Source organism: Agarivorans sp. B2Z047 (assembly GCF_023373605.1).
Taxonomy (GTDB): Bacteria; Pseudomonadota; Gammaproteobacteria; order Enterobacterales; family Celerinatantimonadaceae; genus Agarivorans; species Agarivorans albus.
The window spans coordinates 3,056,579-3,072,989 of sequence record NZ_CP088080.1; the positions used below are offsets into that span (position 1 = coordinate 3,056,579).

At 43.0% G+C, this 16,411-nt stretch carries 13 protein-coding genes; 3 read left to right on the forward strand and 10 right to left on the reverse strand.

The annotated features are described in order from the left end of the window. Positions 1-50: 50 nt before the first annotated feature. On the reverse strand, positions 51-2,189 hold the full coding sequence (locus tag LQZ07_RS14130) for a YgiQ family radical SAM protein (RefSeq protein ID WP_152784662.1): 2,139 nt from the start codon (positions 2,187-2,189) through the stop codon (positions 51-53). A 177-nt stretch (positions 2,190-2,366) separates the two neighbouring features. On the opposite strand from LQZ07_RS14130, the gene LQZ07_RS14135 reads away from it, so the two are divergent. After that, positions 2,367-3,914 (forward strand): phospholipase D family protein, encoded by a 1,548-nt coding sequence (locus tag LQZ07_RS14135; RefSeq protein ID WP_152784660.1) that lies wholly within the window; start codon positions 2,367-2,369, stop codon positions 3,912-3,914. 5 nt (positions 3,915-3,919) lie between these two features. Here the strand turns inward: LQZ07_RS14135 and LQZ07_RS14140 are convergent, their stop codons facing one another. Continuing rightward, positions 3,920-4,402, reverse strand: a complete 483-nt coding sequence (locus tag LQZ07_RS14140) for a peptidylprolyl isomerase (RefSeq protein WP_016401824.1) — start codon at positions 4,400-4,402, stop codon at positions 3,920-3,922. Positions 4,403-4,742: 340 nt separating this feature from the next. Then, on the reverse strand, positions 4,743-6,017 hold the full coding sequence (locus LQZ07_RS14145) for an OFA family MFS transporter (RefSeq protein ID WP_152784658.1): 1,275 nt from the start codon (positions 6,015-6,017) through the stop codon (positions 4,743-4,745). 531 nt (positions 6,018-6,548) lie between these two features. Here LQZ07_RS14145 and LQZ07_RS14150 point away from each other — a divergent pair. Continuing rightward, positions 6,549-7,169, forward strand: a complete 621-nt coding sequence (locus tag LQZ07_RS14150; RefSeq protein ID WP_152784656.1) for a LysE family translocator — start codon at positions 6,549-6,551, stop codon at positions 7,167-7,169. Between the two features lie 3 nt (positions 7,170-7,172). Here LQZ07_RS14150 and LQZ07_RS14155 read toward each other — a convergent pair whose 3' ends face one another. Beyond that, a complete protein-coding gene (locus LQZ07_RS14155) occupies positions 7,173-8,369 on the reverse strand; it encodes a BamA/TamA family outer membrane protein (RefSeq protein ID WP_227981567.1) in 1,197 nt (398 codons plus the stop codon). A 325-nt stretch (positions 8,370-8,694) separates the two neighbouring features. Here LQZ07_RS14155 and LQZ07_RS14160 point away from each other — a divergent pair, with 325 nt between their 5' ends. Further along, positions 8,695-9,168 (forward strand): SRPBCC family protein, encoded by a 474-nt coding sequence (locus LQZ07_RS14160; protein WP_016401828.1) that lies wholly within the window; start codon positions 8,695-8,697, stop codon positions 9,166-9,168. Between the two features lies 1 nt (position 9,169). Here LQZ07_RS14160 and LQZ07_RS14165 read toward each other — a convergent pair whose 3' ends face one another. From LQZ07_RS14165 to LQZ07_RS14190, 6 genes are all read right to left on the reverse strand, one after another. Continuing rightward, positions 9,170-10,555 (reverse strand): phosphatidylserine/phosphatidylglycerophosphate/cardiolipin synthase family protein, encoded by a 1,386-nt coding sequence (locus LQZ07_RS14165; protein ID WP_194164189.1) that lies wholly within the window; start codon positions 10,553-10,555, stop codon positions 9,170-9,172. Between the two features lie 146 nt (positions 10,556-10,701). Next, positions 10,702-12,330, reverse strand: a complete 1,629-nt coding sequence (locus LQZ07_RS14170; protein WP_152784652.1) for a hypothetical protein — start codon at positions 12,328-12,330, stop codon at positions 10,702-10,704. Positions 12,331-12,816: 486 nt separating this feature from the next. Beyond that, complete coding sequence (locus LQZ07_RS14175; protein ID WP_152784650.1) at positions 12,817-13,824, reverse strand: FUSC family protein; 1,008 nt, start codon at positions 13,822-13,824, stop codon at positions 12,817-12,819. After that, positions 13,811-14,692 (reverse strand): HlyD family secretion protein, encoded by an 882-nt coding sequence (locus LQZ07_RS14180; RefSeq protein WP_152784648.1) that lies wholly within the window; start codon positions 14,690-14,692, stop codon positions 13,811-13,813. Before LQZ07_RS14180 ends, LQZ07_RS14175 begins: the two co-directional genes overlap by 14 nt. A 17-nt stretch (positions 14,693-14,709) precedes the next feature. After that, complete coding sequence (locus LQZ07_RS14185; protein ID WP_152784646.1) at positions 14,710-14,928, reverse strand: DUF1656 domain-containing protein; 219 nt, start codon at positions 14,926-14,928, stop codon at positions 14,710-14,712. Positions 14,929-15,018: 90 nt separating this feature from the next. Next, positions 15,019-16,347: a serine hydrolase domain-containing protein gene (locus LQZ07_RS14190; protein ID WP_152784644.1), complete on the reverse strand. Its 1,329-nt coding sequence runs from the start codon at positions 16,345-16,347 to the stop codon at positions 15,019-15,021. Positions 16,348-16,411: the final 64 nt, after the last annotated feature.

The following is a 16,411-nucleotide window of genomic DNA, read 5'->3' on the forward strand; positions in this document are numbered from 1 at the left end:
TTGTTAGACACTTGATATAAAAAAAGCGGCTTTACGCCGCTTTTCTTTGATTAACGCTTTTGCTTAAATTGCTTGTTAGTGAAGCGAGTGGCTGCAAAATTGCTGTTTTTTGCCCCTTTATAACCGCGGTTTCCTGCCCCACGACTTCCTCGCTTACTGTCTGCCGGCACCAAATGATGTAAGCCACCGCCAATTAATTTGGTAAGGCCCATATTGGTTAAACCTTCGCGGATGATTGGCCAGTTCTTCTCATCATGGTAACGCAGCAAAGCCTTATGTAAGCGGCGTTGACGGCCTTTCTTGGCTACCGATACACGTTCACTAGTATGGCTAACCTTATGCAGCGGATTTCGCTCGGTGTGATACATAGTAGTAGCGTTGGCTAAAGGCGATGGATAGAAGTTCTGCACTTGGTCCAATCGAAACTTGTTCTTCTTCAACCACAATGCCAGTGTCACCATGTCTTCATCTTTTGTGCCTGGGTGCGCCGAGATAAAATAAGGGATCAAGTACTGCTTTTTACCCGCTTCTTTCGAGTATTTATCAAACAGCTCTTTAAACTTATGATAAGTGCCCATACCCGGTTTCATCATCTTAGATAATGGGCCTTCTTCAGTATGCTCTGGCGCAATTTTAAGGTAGCCACCAACGTGGTGTAAGGCGAGTTCCTTAACGTAACGAGGGTCTTCAATGGCAAGGTCGTAACGCACACCAGAAGCGATTAGAATCTTTTTGATCCCTTCCACCTTTCGCGCCCTACGATACAGGTCGATAGTTGGTGTATGGTCGGTATCCATGTGATGACAAATAGTCGGATAAACACAAGACAAGCGGCGACAAGTTTCTTCGGCTTTTGGGCTTTTACAATTTAGTCGATACATATTGGCCGTTGGGCCACCTAAATCAGAAATAATGCCTGTAAATCCAGGGACTTGATCTCTGATCTGCTCGATCTCGTTGATGATGGAATCTTCTGAGCGGCTTTGAATAATTCGCCCTTCGTGCTCGGTAATTGAACAGAAAGTACAACCACCATAACAACCACGCATGATGTTTATTGAAAACTTAATCATGTCGTAGGCAGGGATCTTAGCTTTACCGTAACTTGGGTGCGGCACACGCTGATAAGGCAAACCAAACACGCCATCCATATCTTCAGTGCTTAACGGCAACGCAGGTGGGTTAAGCCAAACAATTCTATCACCATGGCGCTGAGCTAATGCTCGGGCACAGCCTGGATTAGTTTCTAAGTGGAAAATCCGAGAAGCATGGGCGTAAAGCACTTGGTTAACTTTAACTTGCTCAAACGCCGGCAAATTAATATATACGTTTTCCCAAGGGCGTTTCTTTTCCAATTGCACAACAATCGGTTTAGCTTGCTCGGCTTCTTTCGGGTCAACTGTCTCGGCCTCTTTACTCGAACAGCTTTCTTCTATTTCGGCATAAGGGCTAGGAATAGGGTCAATCTTTCCAGGCTTATCTAGATGGCTTGAATCTAAGCCACTCCAGCCGGGCAACGCTTCTTTACGAATAATCGCCGTTCCACGAACATCATTTAGTTCGCTAATTGCCTCACCTTGGCTAAGGCGGTGTGCAACTTCTACCAAAGGACGCTCAGCATTTCCGTAGATAAGCAGCTCTGCTTTTGCATCAAACAGTACCGAACGACGCACTTTATCAGACCAATAATCATAGTGGGCAATACGGCGTAAGCTTGCTTCTATTCCGCCAAGTACCACAGGCACATCTTTGTAGGCTTCTTTACAGCGTTGTGAGTATACAATTACGGCGCGATCGGGCCGTTTACCCCCTTCATTATTTGGTGTATAAGCATCGTCATGTCGTAGCTTTCTGTCTGCCGTGTAACGGTTGATCATCGAATCCATGTTGCCAGCAGTTACCCCAAAAAATAAATTGGGCTTGCCTAGTTTCATAAAGGCTTCTTTGCTGGTCCACTCTGGCTGAGCAATAATCCCAACCCTGAAGCCTTTGGCCTCTAACATACGGCCAATAACTGCCATGCCAAAGCTGGGATGATCAACGTAAGCGTCACCAGTTACCAAAATAATGTCACAGCTATCCCAACCTAAGGTTTTCATTTCCTTACGTGACATAGGTAAGAATGGCGCAGCAGCACGCTGACGATTCACGCAAGTTTCAGGTTTAAATAGAGTTGGCGCAGTTTGCATAAAAATTGGTCTCGTAAAATCAAGCGCGACATTATATACGTTATTTTAGTTGCTAGGAAACGGATTAACAGCAAGTTAACAATTACAGGCTCTAGCTCTGTAAACTCGCTAGCTAAATGACCACAAATAACCTAAAATTTCTTTTAATATTTAGCGAGTTACTTATTGAAGAAGCATATGGAATTGCAGCGACCTAGCGCTCACCTACTTTTAATATTTTTTCTAAGCCAACTGCTTTTTGCCTGCGCCCAGCACCCTTCTGACGAGCTAATTCATCAATATAAGCAGCCAAGCTACACCATTAAGCCCGGTGTCGAGTCCGAAAATCAATTCAAAGTAAATCAAATTACCCAATATCAACCAGGTAAAAATGGCATTGCGGTTCTGTCTGATGGCATAAGTGCCTTTGCAGCTAGAATTGCGTTAATTGAAGAAGCGCAACTAAGCATTGATGCGCAGTACTACATGATTAAAGAAGACATGACGGGAGCCATCTTCCTCGGCAACTTAATTGGGGCTGCTGACCGAGGAGTACGGGTTCGCCTGCTAATTGACGACATTAATACCTCCAATTATGACGATGTTCTCAAAGCCATGGCCTTGCATGACAATATCGAAGTAAGGGTCTTCAACCCATTTTATGACCGCACCTTTAGAGCAACCAACATGGTGGGTGACTTTGAGCGTTTAAATAACCGCATGCACAATAAATCGCTAACTATCGATGGCCTAATTACCGTAGTAGGCGGACGCAATATTGGCGATGAATACTTTAGCGCTAAAGATGATCTAGAGTTCTCTGATATCGATGCCATTGCCTTAGGGCCGATAGTCGATGAAGTAAATCAAGCCTTTGATCTCTATTGGAATAACATTCGAAGCTACCCCATTGAATCCTTAAATACCAAGCAAATAGATATACAAGCTCAATATCGCCGTTTAGAACAACAGATTTTTAAAAACAGTGTTAAGTCCTTTGTAGTTGCTCATTTGCGTTACGCAAAATTAATCGAAGATAAAACCTTTCGCGATTATCTATATTGGTGTGACGGCAGGCTACTAGTTGATCATCCCAATAAAGATGGCGACTTTGCTAGTGACGTATCTACAAATTTAGCCAGTGTACTTGAACAGTCAGAGCAAAGTATTTTACTTAGCTCTCCGTATTTTGTGCCCGGCGAAGAAGGTACCTCAGGCTTAATAGAACTTGCCCACAAAGGCATAGACGTAAGTGTGATTACCAATTCGCTTGCAGCAACCGATGTCGCAGCCGTTCACTCTGGTTACAAAAAGTATCGCAAACGCCTGGTAGAAGGGAATGTATTTCTTTATGAAGTAAAACCAGATGCAAAGCAAAAACAACGCTTAGCCTTTTTTGGCAAAGGTGCATCTAGGGCAAGTTTACATAGCAAAGTCTTTGTAATTGATGAAGAAAAACTCTTTATTGGCTCTTTTAATTGGGATCCACGCTCTATCAATCTAAATACAGAAATGGGCTTGTTACTCACCTGCCCCAATTTGGCATACCTTGTGTTTAACGCAGTGCATGACGAACTGCCATTTAAAAGCTATTTGCTAGAGCTAGATGACAAGCAACAATTAGAGTGGGTAGAAACATTTAGGGAGCAAGATGAAATACGCTACGATAGTGAGCCTAAAGCCAGCGGATGGCGAAAGTTTCAAGCTTGGATAGTTGGTCTTCTACCAATAGAAGACCAACTCTAGCAGGCTTAGTGGTGGTGACCACAGCCACCAGCAGCGTGAACATGGCCGTGAGCTAACTCTTCTTCTGTCGCTTTACGAACTTCGGTCACTTCAATAGAGAAAGCCAAATCGATTCCGGCTAATGGGTGGTTGCCATCAACAATGACTTCGTCTTCTTCCATGCCGATAATAATTACTGATTGCTCACCTTCGTCGGTAGTAGCACGAAACTGCATGCCTACTTCCACTTCAACATCACCAAACATACTCTTTGGCACAGCTTGAACAAGGTTATCGTTACGCTCGCCATAAGCATCTTCGGCAGCAATATCTGCATCAAACTTGTCGCCAACCTGCTTGCCAACTAGCGCTTGCTCTAAGCCAGGTACTAACTGACCATGGCCAACAATAATTGCCAAAGGCTCTTTGCCTTCGGAAGTATCAAGTTGTTCGCCATTAGCGGTTACAGTGTATTCAAAAACGGCAACGTCGTCTTTTGCAATGATCATTCAAGATTCCTTGGTTAAAAATAATGCAGAACTCTGCTAACTGGCCAATTCTAAAGCTTCAGAAACAAAATTACTATCTAGGATTCATTTAACAAAATAGTGCTAACTGGCAATTTTCGGCTCTTTGAAACCTTGTAAATGTGTTCAGTTTGATAAGAAACAAGCTATCGGGAATACCCACTAAAGATACGAATTCATGCCGCTTACCAAACACAGCCATGAAGTTATAGATTCAAGATCACCCAATCAGAATACGCTCTTTTGTCTAATGGCGACCACACTCTTTAGTGACTAAAAAAGGGGCTCACAGCCCCTTTTTTATAGTTACCACAACATTTGCTTATGCGTGAGCCGTTTGCGCTGCCACATCCATTTCAGCACGCGCGCGGGTCATGTAAGACTTCATCAGCAAAGACGCGATTAAGGCAATAACAAATACACCAGCAAAAATGTAGAGCGTCATCTCGTAACTGCCAGTTGTTGTTTTAACGTAAGCTGCGATCTGTGGGCCAGCCAAACCAGCCAGTGCCCAGGCGGTAAGCACATAGCCGTGAATCGCACTCAGCTCCTTAGTACCGAATAGATCTCCAATAAAGGCTGGCAGGGTTGCAAAGCCGCCACCGTAACAAGTTAGAATGGTATATAGAACAACCTGGAACAAAATGATGCTAGTAATGTTTGGCAGCAAACAGAAAGCAACTATTTGAATTAAGAAGAAAATCATATAGGTATTTGGGCGACCAAGTACATCGGATAGTGAAGCCCAAGCAATTCGACCTAGTCCGTTAAACAGCGACATTAAGCCAACCACACCAGCGGCCTCCGCCGGGCTTAATCCAATGCTCTCTTGAGCCAAGGGTGAGGCTGCGTAAATAACCGCAATGCCACAGGAAATGTTAATAAACATCATCACCCACAAGCCATAAAAGGGACCAGTTTTAACCGCTTCGTTGGCCGTTAGTTGGGTTAAATCCTCTACAACTTTCTTTTCACCTGACTCAACCGCAGCCTTCATTGCATCTGGCATCCAACCTTGTGGTGGCCGCTCTAAATAAGACGCAGAAGCAAACATGATAACTAGATATACAACTCCGGTGATCCACCAAGTGTAAGCAATACCATTGCCCTCAACCGTAAAGGTTTCAATAATAAAGTTAAACACCGGGCCTGCTACCATAGCGCCAAAGCCAAAGCCCATAATCGCTAAGCCAGTGGCAAGGCCACGACGATCTGGGAACCACTTAACGAGGGTAGATACGGGAGTAATATATCCAATCCCTAAACCTATACCGCCTAACACACCATAGCCGAGCCAAATTAGATAAAGGTTTTGAATATAGGCGCCAAAACCCGCAATTAACAAGCCACCACCGAAAAACGCAGCTGCGAGCATACCCGCTTTGCGCGGACCATTCTTCTCAACGAAATGCCCCATAATCGCTGCAGATAATCCGAGGAAGAAAATCGCAAAACTGAATGTCCAAGCAATTTCATTGTTGGTCGCTGACTCCAGCAGCTGACCTAGGGGTTTCTTAAATACGCTGAATGCGTATACCGAACCGATAGAGGCATGTAGCCCAACGGCAGATGCTGCGATAAGCCAACGGTTTTTCATTACCTACTCCTTGTAAGAACATTAAATCCATTTGTTGTCCTTATACTGTAGAACGCTAGATCTGAAGAACTTTTGACCTAAATCAGTTCGATTTACAGTCAAGCGCTTATTCAAGTCAGCTTAGTGACACAGTTCAAAAAACAGCCCGCAGCAAATGATAATATCACCAATAAGATCAACCGAACCTCACGATAAGAATAAAAACCTTTATTCCACTACAAACACGAAATAAACAAGCGCCGCACTTAGTGAGTAGTCATGCGCGCAAATAGCGTAGTTTTCTCTCCTTAATCTTGGCTCCTATTTGTTCTTTTGTTAATTCTATCTAGTCTTCCACTGGAGAGAAAAAGCAGAGTTAGAACTATTTTTATGGTCTCTAGACCAAAGCAAACCGCGTTTAACATGCATTTATCAGCGCCGCCAAATTTTGTAGCCATACAACTAACCAAAGACAACGAATAGTTCTGGCAACTTTTATCTAAAAATAAAAAGAGTACACTGTAGCCTTTGAAAAATGCTGTTGGTTACTCCATGGATCTGTCTACCCTACTCATCTTTATCCCTACCTTCTTCTTCGTTTCTATTTCACCTGGCATGTGTATGACGCTAGCGATGACTTTAGGCATGACCATTGGGCTGCGCCGTACCTTTTGGATGATGCTAGGTGAAATGGTAGGAGTAGGCATAGTTGCGGTGCTTGCAGTACTTGGTGTTGCTGCAATTATGCTGCGTTACCCGGATGTGTTTACCTTGTTAAAATGGCTTGGCGGCAGCTATCTAGGTTACTTAGGGATCCAAATGTGGCGCTCTCGCGGAAAGATGGCCATACCCGAAAAAATTGAACAGCAAGCGCAAGTTAGCCCTTGGCAATTAGCCACTCAGGGGCTGGTAACAGCAATAGCAAACCCTAAAGGTTGGGCCTTTATGATTTCACTGTTACCGCCTTTCATCCAAACGGACAAAGCCCTTCCCCTGCAACTGAGTGTATTGGTGGGCATAATTCTAATTTCTGAGTTTGTTTGTATGACTCTTTATGCAACCGGTGGAAAAACCTTACGGTTATTCTTAAACAAAAGCGGCAATGTACGCTTGTTAAACCGCATCTCCGGAACGCTCATGATTGGCGTGGGAATTTGGTTAGTATCCACCTAAGGTTTAAAAACCACTCCCTACTTGGAAATACACAGCGCTTTCCTCGCCGCTGTAGGCAAAATCCATCCCTAGGCGAAGACCATATCTTCGGGCGATTTGATAACGAAAGCCTGCGCCCACAGACTGTACACTTTCATCTGTAGCTAAATCACTTTCCTGTAGAGCTTGTCCAGCACCATAAAAAGCCGAGATCGTCCAACGGTGATCTATCGAGTAAGTAAGTTGTGATTGTAGAGTATGAATCTCGTCACCTTGATAACGATAGGCGGATACCCCTCGCAAGCCTACATAAGGTCGAGCTGTGGGTGATAAAAACAATTCATCAGAGCTAAAGAGCTGATAATTGCCAGCAAAAGCTAGGTTCCATTTGCTACCTAATGGAAGATACACTTCTCCGTCCACATTCAAATTTTGGTAGTCCCAATCGCTGCCAAATTTTTTATCGTAAATCATGTAATCCGCGTTTAGTTTATACCCCCTAGTTGGGTAAAAAATATTGTCTCTGGTGTCGTATTCGGCAATAAAACCTAGACCAGAAGTGATCGACTCATCCCCCCACACCTTGCCTAACAAGCCATTTAGCAGCTTATCCGCGTTAGAGTTACCAGTATCAAATGTTACCTTGCTTACACCTACAATTTGCTTAGCACCCAACATCAGAGGAGTATCAGCGATACGAAACTGAAGCTTTTGCAGGGCTAAAGCGCCCTCGGTTTTAGTGCCGATTTGCATGCTTTTAGTAAAATCGCCTAAAGACAGATCTTTATAAATATTCAGATTAGCTTTCCCTAAGCCCATTCCGCCGGTATAGCGGATTGAATCCTTCATCCATGAATGTCGATGTCCGGCAAAAGCAAACCAAGTACCATTCTCGGTGCCTGCTGCGCCCACTAAAGTAATTGCCGAGGGTATCAACTGCGCACCACCATCTAGTGATGACATTGCTAGCTTCTTACGGGCTATTTTTTCTTCTTCAGTTTCATGAAGAAATAGTCCCATAGCACCACCACCAGCGCCAACAGCAGGTTCAGTTATTAGAATAGGAATAGGCAAAAAGCCATAGGCATTCTCTGCAAGGTGATGGCCCAAATCAAACTGTCCATCAACTTCGTCAAAATATGAGGCAGTGCTATCGGTTGAATAAATGCTAATGCTAATAGACAAAGCCGACAGCGCCATCGCCACCCATGTAGTTTTCATTAATAACCTTTGTTTAATTACTTAGTTGTTTGCTTAACTCTAAAACTGACAAATTCAGCTTTGGAAGGAATTACGCTACTTTAAGCTTACTTTGGCGTAGTGCTAAATCTTGTTTGTAGGACTAAATCCGTCAAAGTAGTATCGATATAACTTATTGGATAGGTGCACTTTTTATGCTTAGTTGGAGAAAGTTACTTCACTCGTTAACATAGTTAAAACGCAATATATGCGAACCAAACAAAAGCGAGTTACACCCTGCGCTACAATATATAAATGTAAGCTCTTTTATGTCGATATTGCTTGTTTACTCATTATGGTGAAGCGAATGTTCAAGGAAACAAAGATTAACTGGCCAGATTACTATCATCCTCGAAACGCGCAAATTCATGTTAAAAATGCTGTGCCCAGCAAAGTCCCTGCAGAGCGAGTTTGGGCATGTTTGATTAAGGCGCCGTGTTGGCCAACCTGGAAGAATAAAGCGACCTCTGTGCAGCTGTTAAACGGTAACGGCTTAGAGTTAGAAAAAGGCACGGTCTTTCTTTGGAAAACTAAAAAGCTTCAATTCGAATGCACAGTGGTCGAATTTGTGCCTAACAAAAAAATCGCTTGGAAAGGCAAATCTGGCAGTATAGATATGTATCACGCTTGGAAGTTAGACTGCCAAGCAGACGGCTGTTCAATTATTACTGAGACAACCCAACGTAATGGAATAAGCTGGCTCACTAAGTTTTTTCTTCCCAAGCAAATTAATAGCTATCATCAACATTGGCTTGAAGAACTGCAACAACAAGCCCGTTAACTTAGAGATCGTAAACTAAACCCAGCGAGCGATATATCGCATCGCTTATTTTGCTCCCTGACGCCTTAATACGCTGTTGTTTTCCTTGCTGCCAAATAGTCTCTCCTTTCTCGGTCAATCCAAGTTGCCACAAATGGGTATCGCGATCTTGGAACAAATAGTCTTCTAACTGTTCAGCAAAGCCTTCTCCGCATAGGTACAAACCAAACTCGAGATTAAGATGATCGGAGCGCGGATCAAAATTAGAGGACCCAACATAACTGCACTGCTTATTCACAACCAACGCTTTTACGTGGTAATAATGCTTAGCGTGTCCTTTCTCTTTATCTGGAGCAAACTCATAGAGTTTAACGTCTTGTTGTAATAACTGTTTTCGATAGGGTGAATAATACGCTCCTACAAATGCTGAATCACTACCCGTTTTACCAGCAGTAATAGCCGTTACCTCTGCACCAGATTGCTTGAATCTTTGTATATCACTTTCTCCAACGGCTTTAGGTAATAAATACGGTGTAGATATAACTAGCTGGCCAATCTGCTTATGCTTCTGCTGAATAGTTTTAGACAAACGCTCTCGATGATAAGGTTGTTTGTCTTCAAGTTTATTAAGTGAATCAAACAAAGCGGTCGCTTCAACAGAAGTGTATTCTGGTTCAGCGATAGTCAACACACTGCCCGCAATCGCAGCTAGCTGCAATGGGTATTTGTTGGCAAGCTTGGTAAAACCCGCTAAAAAATAGTCGCGCTCTTCTGCCCTTGGTTTTCCCACTAAGGTCTGAACATCAACCGCACTCCCACTCTGAAACAACTGATTAAAGTTTTTCTCAAAGGCCGCTAACACAGCTCCTTTTACCAACAAGTCCAAATCGAAAAAGTTTGCTTTTTTACTGTATTCAAAATAACTATCACCGATATTGCGCCCACCAGTAATCATTAAATCACCATCCACTAGCAGTAGCTTTTCATGTAAGCGATGATTACGTTTGTTTTTATGGATCTGAAAATCAAACATGCGGCTAAACCAGCCCAGCTGACGCGCTTCAAAAGGATTAAAAATGCGTATTTCAATGTTTTGGTGAGCGGCCAATGTTCTTAACCACATATCATTAAATTCAAGTAGGTCATCAAGAACTAACTTTACTTTTACACCTCTGTCGGCAGCCATTCTCAGCTCTCGGTATAAGTAGGCACCGCTGAGATCGTGGTCCCAAGTAAAATACTCCAGCAATACGTAAGACTTAGCGTTTCGAACTGCCGCTATGCGATGAGCTAACGCCTCTTTCCCATTTGGTATTAAATAGACTTGAGCAGGCACAGTCTCGGGCTGCCAGTTACTGGTTAAGTCTTCAGCTATTGGCGGTGGTGCACTTGAGCACCCCGCTAACATACAAAATAATCCTAGTACCACCAACGACCTAATTTGCCAAAAGTTAGAAACTAGATTGGCTACACATTGATTAATAGAGTGCATAAGGAACCTAAATTTAAACGTGAAGATAGAGAACTTAAACGAGCATCCTTGCTCAACAATACTTAGAAACGGTAACCAACATTTAAGGTGGCAGCTGTGCGGTCTTTACCCACATTAATAATGCCAGTGACATTGAAGTTTTTGTCTAGCTCTTTATTAAAGCCAATGAGGCCAGCCCAACGTTGACTGCGAATACCTACGTTATAGTCCATTTCAATACCTTGGAAACGTACAGTACCTGTCATGTAGTCATCGTATCCTTGATATTCAGCACCAATAAACACTTGAGCTCGTTGTTGCTGAAACTGGTAACCAAGCATCGGTTGCGCGGTAAAAATACTGCCACCCCAATCATCTGCACCATTCATTTTGGTTTTGGTTACAGTGCCAGTTAGCGAGGCAAACAAGTTCTTATAACCGATAGACAAGGTGGTGCCTGCACCAAGTAAGTCATATTGAAGGTGAATTGGAACGTTAAAATCACCCGATGGAACGTAAATGTGTTCACCTAAACACTTGTCTCCAACCACCAGACCAATACATTGGTCGATCCCTTTAAAATGGGCTTGCACATCGGCATCTACGTTTAGCTTTCCTACCAAGCCAAATACATTCCAAAATGGCAAGATGTAGGCGTCTCCACGAAGGGTAAAGCTCTCGGTATTTACTACCGCATGAGTTTTTTCTGGGTCAAAGAAAGTTTCTAAAAGTGCTGGGCTTAAACCAAAAACACTAAAGCTGGTAAAATCGAAGTTAGTCTCTTGGCCACGGTAAGCCATAGAAAACCCATAGGGTTTTGGCAAGTCGATGCCCTTTCTACGTAACGTATCGCCAAAAAATGGAAGAACATTTTCTAATTTTACGTTTTCTTCGCGAACACGGGGATCAGACATCTCTGAAAGCAACTGCTGATCCTTAATAATGGCTCCCGCAGCATTGTCGTAAAACGCGACAGGTTTGATTTCCATGTCTAATTCGCAGGCATGGCCTTTACATATACCTGTTGCGTTTACCTCTTTGTGTTTAATAACGTACTCACCAGTATCTAGCACTTCAAGTTTAAGTACCTGGCGATACTTATTTACTCTTCCTAGATCGTGTTTGAACGGTTGATTATTGGTAATAACCATTTCTTTCACTAAACCGTTTCTTACCGTCATTTTCACTTGCATAAATCGGAAGAATGCTAAGTCTTGGGGCAAAGCAAACTTTGAATAGTTGAAACTCACCGTCGCACTACCGTCGTTATTCTGGTCAACCTGCAAAGAGCTTTTGTCGTAGGTACTCGCGTATTGGCGCAACTTGTATTCTGTCATCGCCAGCTTCTCGATTTCTTTTAATAAGCCCTTTCTGTGTTTTAGGCTTTCTTCTTTGTAACGAATGTTCAGATTCATGCGGCCTTTAAGGTCGGTACTATGGACCAAAAAGTACTCTGTTGTTTCGGTACCATGTTTTCCTGTAAAGCTTTTAGTTACGTGCTCAACAAAGTGCTCAGTTTGTCCTAGATCACTTAAGGCCAGGCCAGGAAGATGCTCAGGAATATTTAAATCGCGCAACTCGCTAAATTCATTTGCATTCTCTAAGTTAGAGGTGTCTTCGTGTTCCGCAAATGCGGTTGCAGAAAACATGAAACTAGATAGTAATGCTGCTTTAATCCAAGAGCGTGGTGTTGTGTTGTAAAGTGTTGTCATTACAGTTCCAAATTGAAAAACTCAAAAGGTTTATCAACGAAACGTATAAGCAAACGTCCCTATCTAACTATTACGTTAGGTCAACGAATTAATAGAGCTGGCAACGACTCCCCGCTCTGCTGATGGGCGTAGAATAAAAGAGGCAAGATTAAGGCGTTAATCAGTGATGATGGATCGAATCCTCAGTTTAATTATTAGCCTTATCCAATACCTGGCTAACTGAAAAACTTGTAGGTTTTAACAAAAGAGATAACGCCGGATAAGTAACTAGATAAAGACAAGATCACCCAACATCCTTGTTCGGATTAGATAATCAAAAGAGCTTCGATGAAGGCTGCAAAGACAGCACCACCAAAACGTAACCTAATAAGATTAATGCTAGCTAAGGGCCCTTTGCGGAATAGTGGTAATGAATAGAAGGTTATTGCAATACAGTCCGTTTACCAAGAGCAGAAAAGTGCATGCCAATTAACAATTGTTTTCGGCTCACTTGGCCTCAGCCAACATGTTTGTGCTAAAAAATGTATCTACAAAGTGAATAACAAAACGAACGATAATTAAGATTAGGCTCAGGAATAACAGCATCTGCAATGAGGCATTTATATCAAATACCGGCCTTAAGTGCTGAGCGTTCATCGTTAGTAATACTAGAAACTGGCCACCAAGGATCCGCATTGGTACTTGATTATCCTTTGGAAACAAACGCCAAACGGCAAATGTATTCACAAAGTAAAATGTCCCAAGCTGCCATGCATTGTCTAAAAGTGGTAAAACAAACACATACTGAGTAAGCACAACACAAGCCCAAACATAGACTAATCCTAATATCTTGTTGAGGTAGTGGTAAGGAAATTCGATAATGCTAAGGCCCATAGTTGCAGCAATGAGTGGAAACATAAATCCACCAGGCATAGGCAGAACTATCCATAACATCCAACTGACTAGGGTAACAACAACAAACTTAAGTGCACGTAAACGCCCCTCTGCTTGGCTAAGAAGAACTTGCTTCGGCAGTGTTTTAGGATCTTTTACCTCTGGCCACAACAAGCTAAAAACTAGTGAATAAACAACTACCCCTAATATCGTTTCTTGCACCCTAAGCACCGCAAGGCTGAAACTTAGCGATTGGCTTAAACCGCTCGCTAACGAGACGATCACTGCCACTATAAACGCCATCTTATAAACATAAGCGTATTTAGAGCGGGCAGACATGTAAGCGGCAGTGCCCCCCAATAAAAGCTCGCTTAGCAAAAACAGCTCCCGCTGCTGGCCGAATAAAGCCAATAGTGCAAACCCCAGCACTACACCACTGGCCGTGCCAATCACTCGCTGTCTTGCTTTATGTAATGCATGGCTAAAGCTTTCGGTGGTTGCCATTACTACCACCGCAATAGCTGCCCAATAGGGTTTCTCCCAGCCAAAGCTTAGCGCTAGTACAATGGTTAAACTTAGGCTAATGGCAACTTTAATCGCTTTTATGCTAGCTACGCTCATTAGCGGATACCTGCTTGTTAATCATAACTGAAGCTGTAGTCCCTACTCTTAACTGAACATTAGCTGGGAGCTCAGTCACGGTAATTTTAACCGGGAGCCGCTGTGCCAAGCGTATCCATTCAAAGTTAGGGTTAACACTTGGCAGCATATGAGTACTCGTGCTGCCGTCTGCTTGCGCTATGCCATAACCAATACTGCTTACTTTGCCTTTTAGTGGCATATCGGGGTAACTCATCAAAGTGATTTTAGCCATGTTACCTTGCTGCATAGCTTCTATATCCGTTTCTTTAAAGAAGCCTTCGATCCAAAAGCTAGATTCGTCAATTAATGCAACAACTGGTTGATTAGCGACTACATGAGCACCCTCAGCTAAATTGAAGTTGGTAATGTAACCATCTTTGCTGGCATACACTTTTGTAAAACTTAAATTAAGCTCAGCCCCCTTTAGCGCAGCAGACGCAGCTTTAACATTTGCTTGAGCGGATAGAACATCATTTTGCAAATTGTTTAATGTGATTACTGGTACCGAACCTGGAGTGCGTTTTTCTAGGGCGCTCATTCTCTGTTGTTCGTTATTAGCCCTGGCTAAAACTGCTTTTGCTTGGGCTAAATTTGCATTTGCTTGCTGGCTAGCCGTTTGATAGACGCTATCATCAATTTCAAACAACAACTCACCGCTTTTTACTCGCTGATTATCTGCTACATAAATTGCAACAACCGGCCCAGTAACACGAGGAGTAATCTCTACGATATTGGCTCTCACCAACGCATCACGAGTCCAAGGATTGGCAAGATAATGCTGGTACTTTAATCCTGCTAACGTAGCGGCAACAGCCACTAGCAATACAGTTAGTATTTTGGTTTTCATTTAAATTCCCTAATGTTTTATGCAGGAAAAACGTAACGGCTTAGCGCAACCGCGTATATCACCAACAGTGACAATTCAACTAACACAGGCGCATATAAATATTTCATCGCGCCTAAACGGCCAATTAGCACCATGGTCAAATTTGCCGCTACATAAGCAGCACCAAACGCAATAAGTAGCGGCGGAAAATAAATCTCCCCAGCTGCAATTTCTTTAGGTAAGTATTCTTGGAACATGGTTTTGCCTCGGCGTTAATCGATATACGCTGAGATTAAAATGTAAAAACGAAAAGAGTTAATCGCGAATGAAGGATCACATCCTCAAAACTAATAAAACTGGTTTGCAGCCGCACGTAAATACTCCATCATCTTTGAAGGGCAGCTCAAAGGTTCAAAAGCTTGTGACGAAAAATACACCGCAACATAGTCGCGCTTAGTATCGATATACATGCCTTGCCCAAAATAGCCTTGTAAGCAACGTGCCCCATCGTCATAAACCTTGTCAAAATTAAATGCATGCGACGCGCTGTTTCGCGCTAAGCCAGTTCGTTTTCTCATGTCATGCATAAGCTTGGCAGGCAATACTGGAGTATCGGTAATAATTGGCCAACTAGGACAAAGTAACATTGCTACGCGAGCTGCATCTTCTATCGAAGACAATATAAAGTCGTGACTTAGAGCGGTGCCATCTGGCGCTAAGGTCACCACCATCGGCGCTTCTGCTTTAATATTTCCCCAAATTCTGTTTTCAAAAATTTGTGTCCAAGGCAGCTGTTCAATTTCTTCGGCTATATAAGCTAAAACGGCTCGTGTTATTGGGCCAACCCCTTGTTCAGTGGCAGCTGCCTCCCCTCTTTCTCTTTTAATTTGTTTTACAATGTCGAGCCAGTTTTCTTGGTAACCGGTGTATGCATTTGGCCGGCCAAATTGAGCCGCTAAGAAACGAGACATATAGGAATTGGGGTCAAACATTGTCTGTTGAGTAGGAGTAATGTTTAAACCACTAGTACCATTGATCGCTTGACGAATGCTCACCCTGTCCCACTCGGTATTGCGAAACTCCGGAAGGTATACGCTTATAGATCTATCTATATCAATCTTCCCTTCATCAATAAACTGAGCAAACACCATACTAATTGCTAAACTCGATAGCCCCATCCATACATGGTTTTGCTCGGCTTTCATTCCTGGATAGAGCTCGAATACCACCTTACCAGCCTGAACAATAATTAAGCCTTGCACTCGGCTTTCCGGTAAAGAAACATAGTCGTTTAAACTACAAGTTTGGTTTTTACCTATTACTTCGCCTATTAATGGGTTAATTGACCGAGCAAGTCGATGATTAGATTCCGCTGGATTCACTAACGAGGACGGCAAAAAACGATTTAAATACGAGTTATAAATAAGTGCGTCGTTGCCCCCCATAACAAATTGCTTAGGGCTAAAGTTTTTGTGGGCGTGACGAATTTGCTCAAGTGAAAATCCCTGCAAGCTAGCTGATACAGGCAACAAAGGTTCTGCACCTTGATTAAGTATTTGCGCATACTTCTGTTCAATGTACCGAGCATCTGGTTGTTCAGCGATACGGATCGCCGTTGCCACTGCGCCAACGTTTGCCATTAAGGTGCCACGGGCAAGGCTCTGTTTAGTTTTCATGGGATAGCTCTTTTAAAACGGTAGGTGTTTATATTGCTACCTAGAATAGTGCTATGCTTTGCTC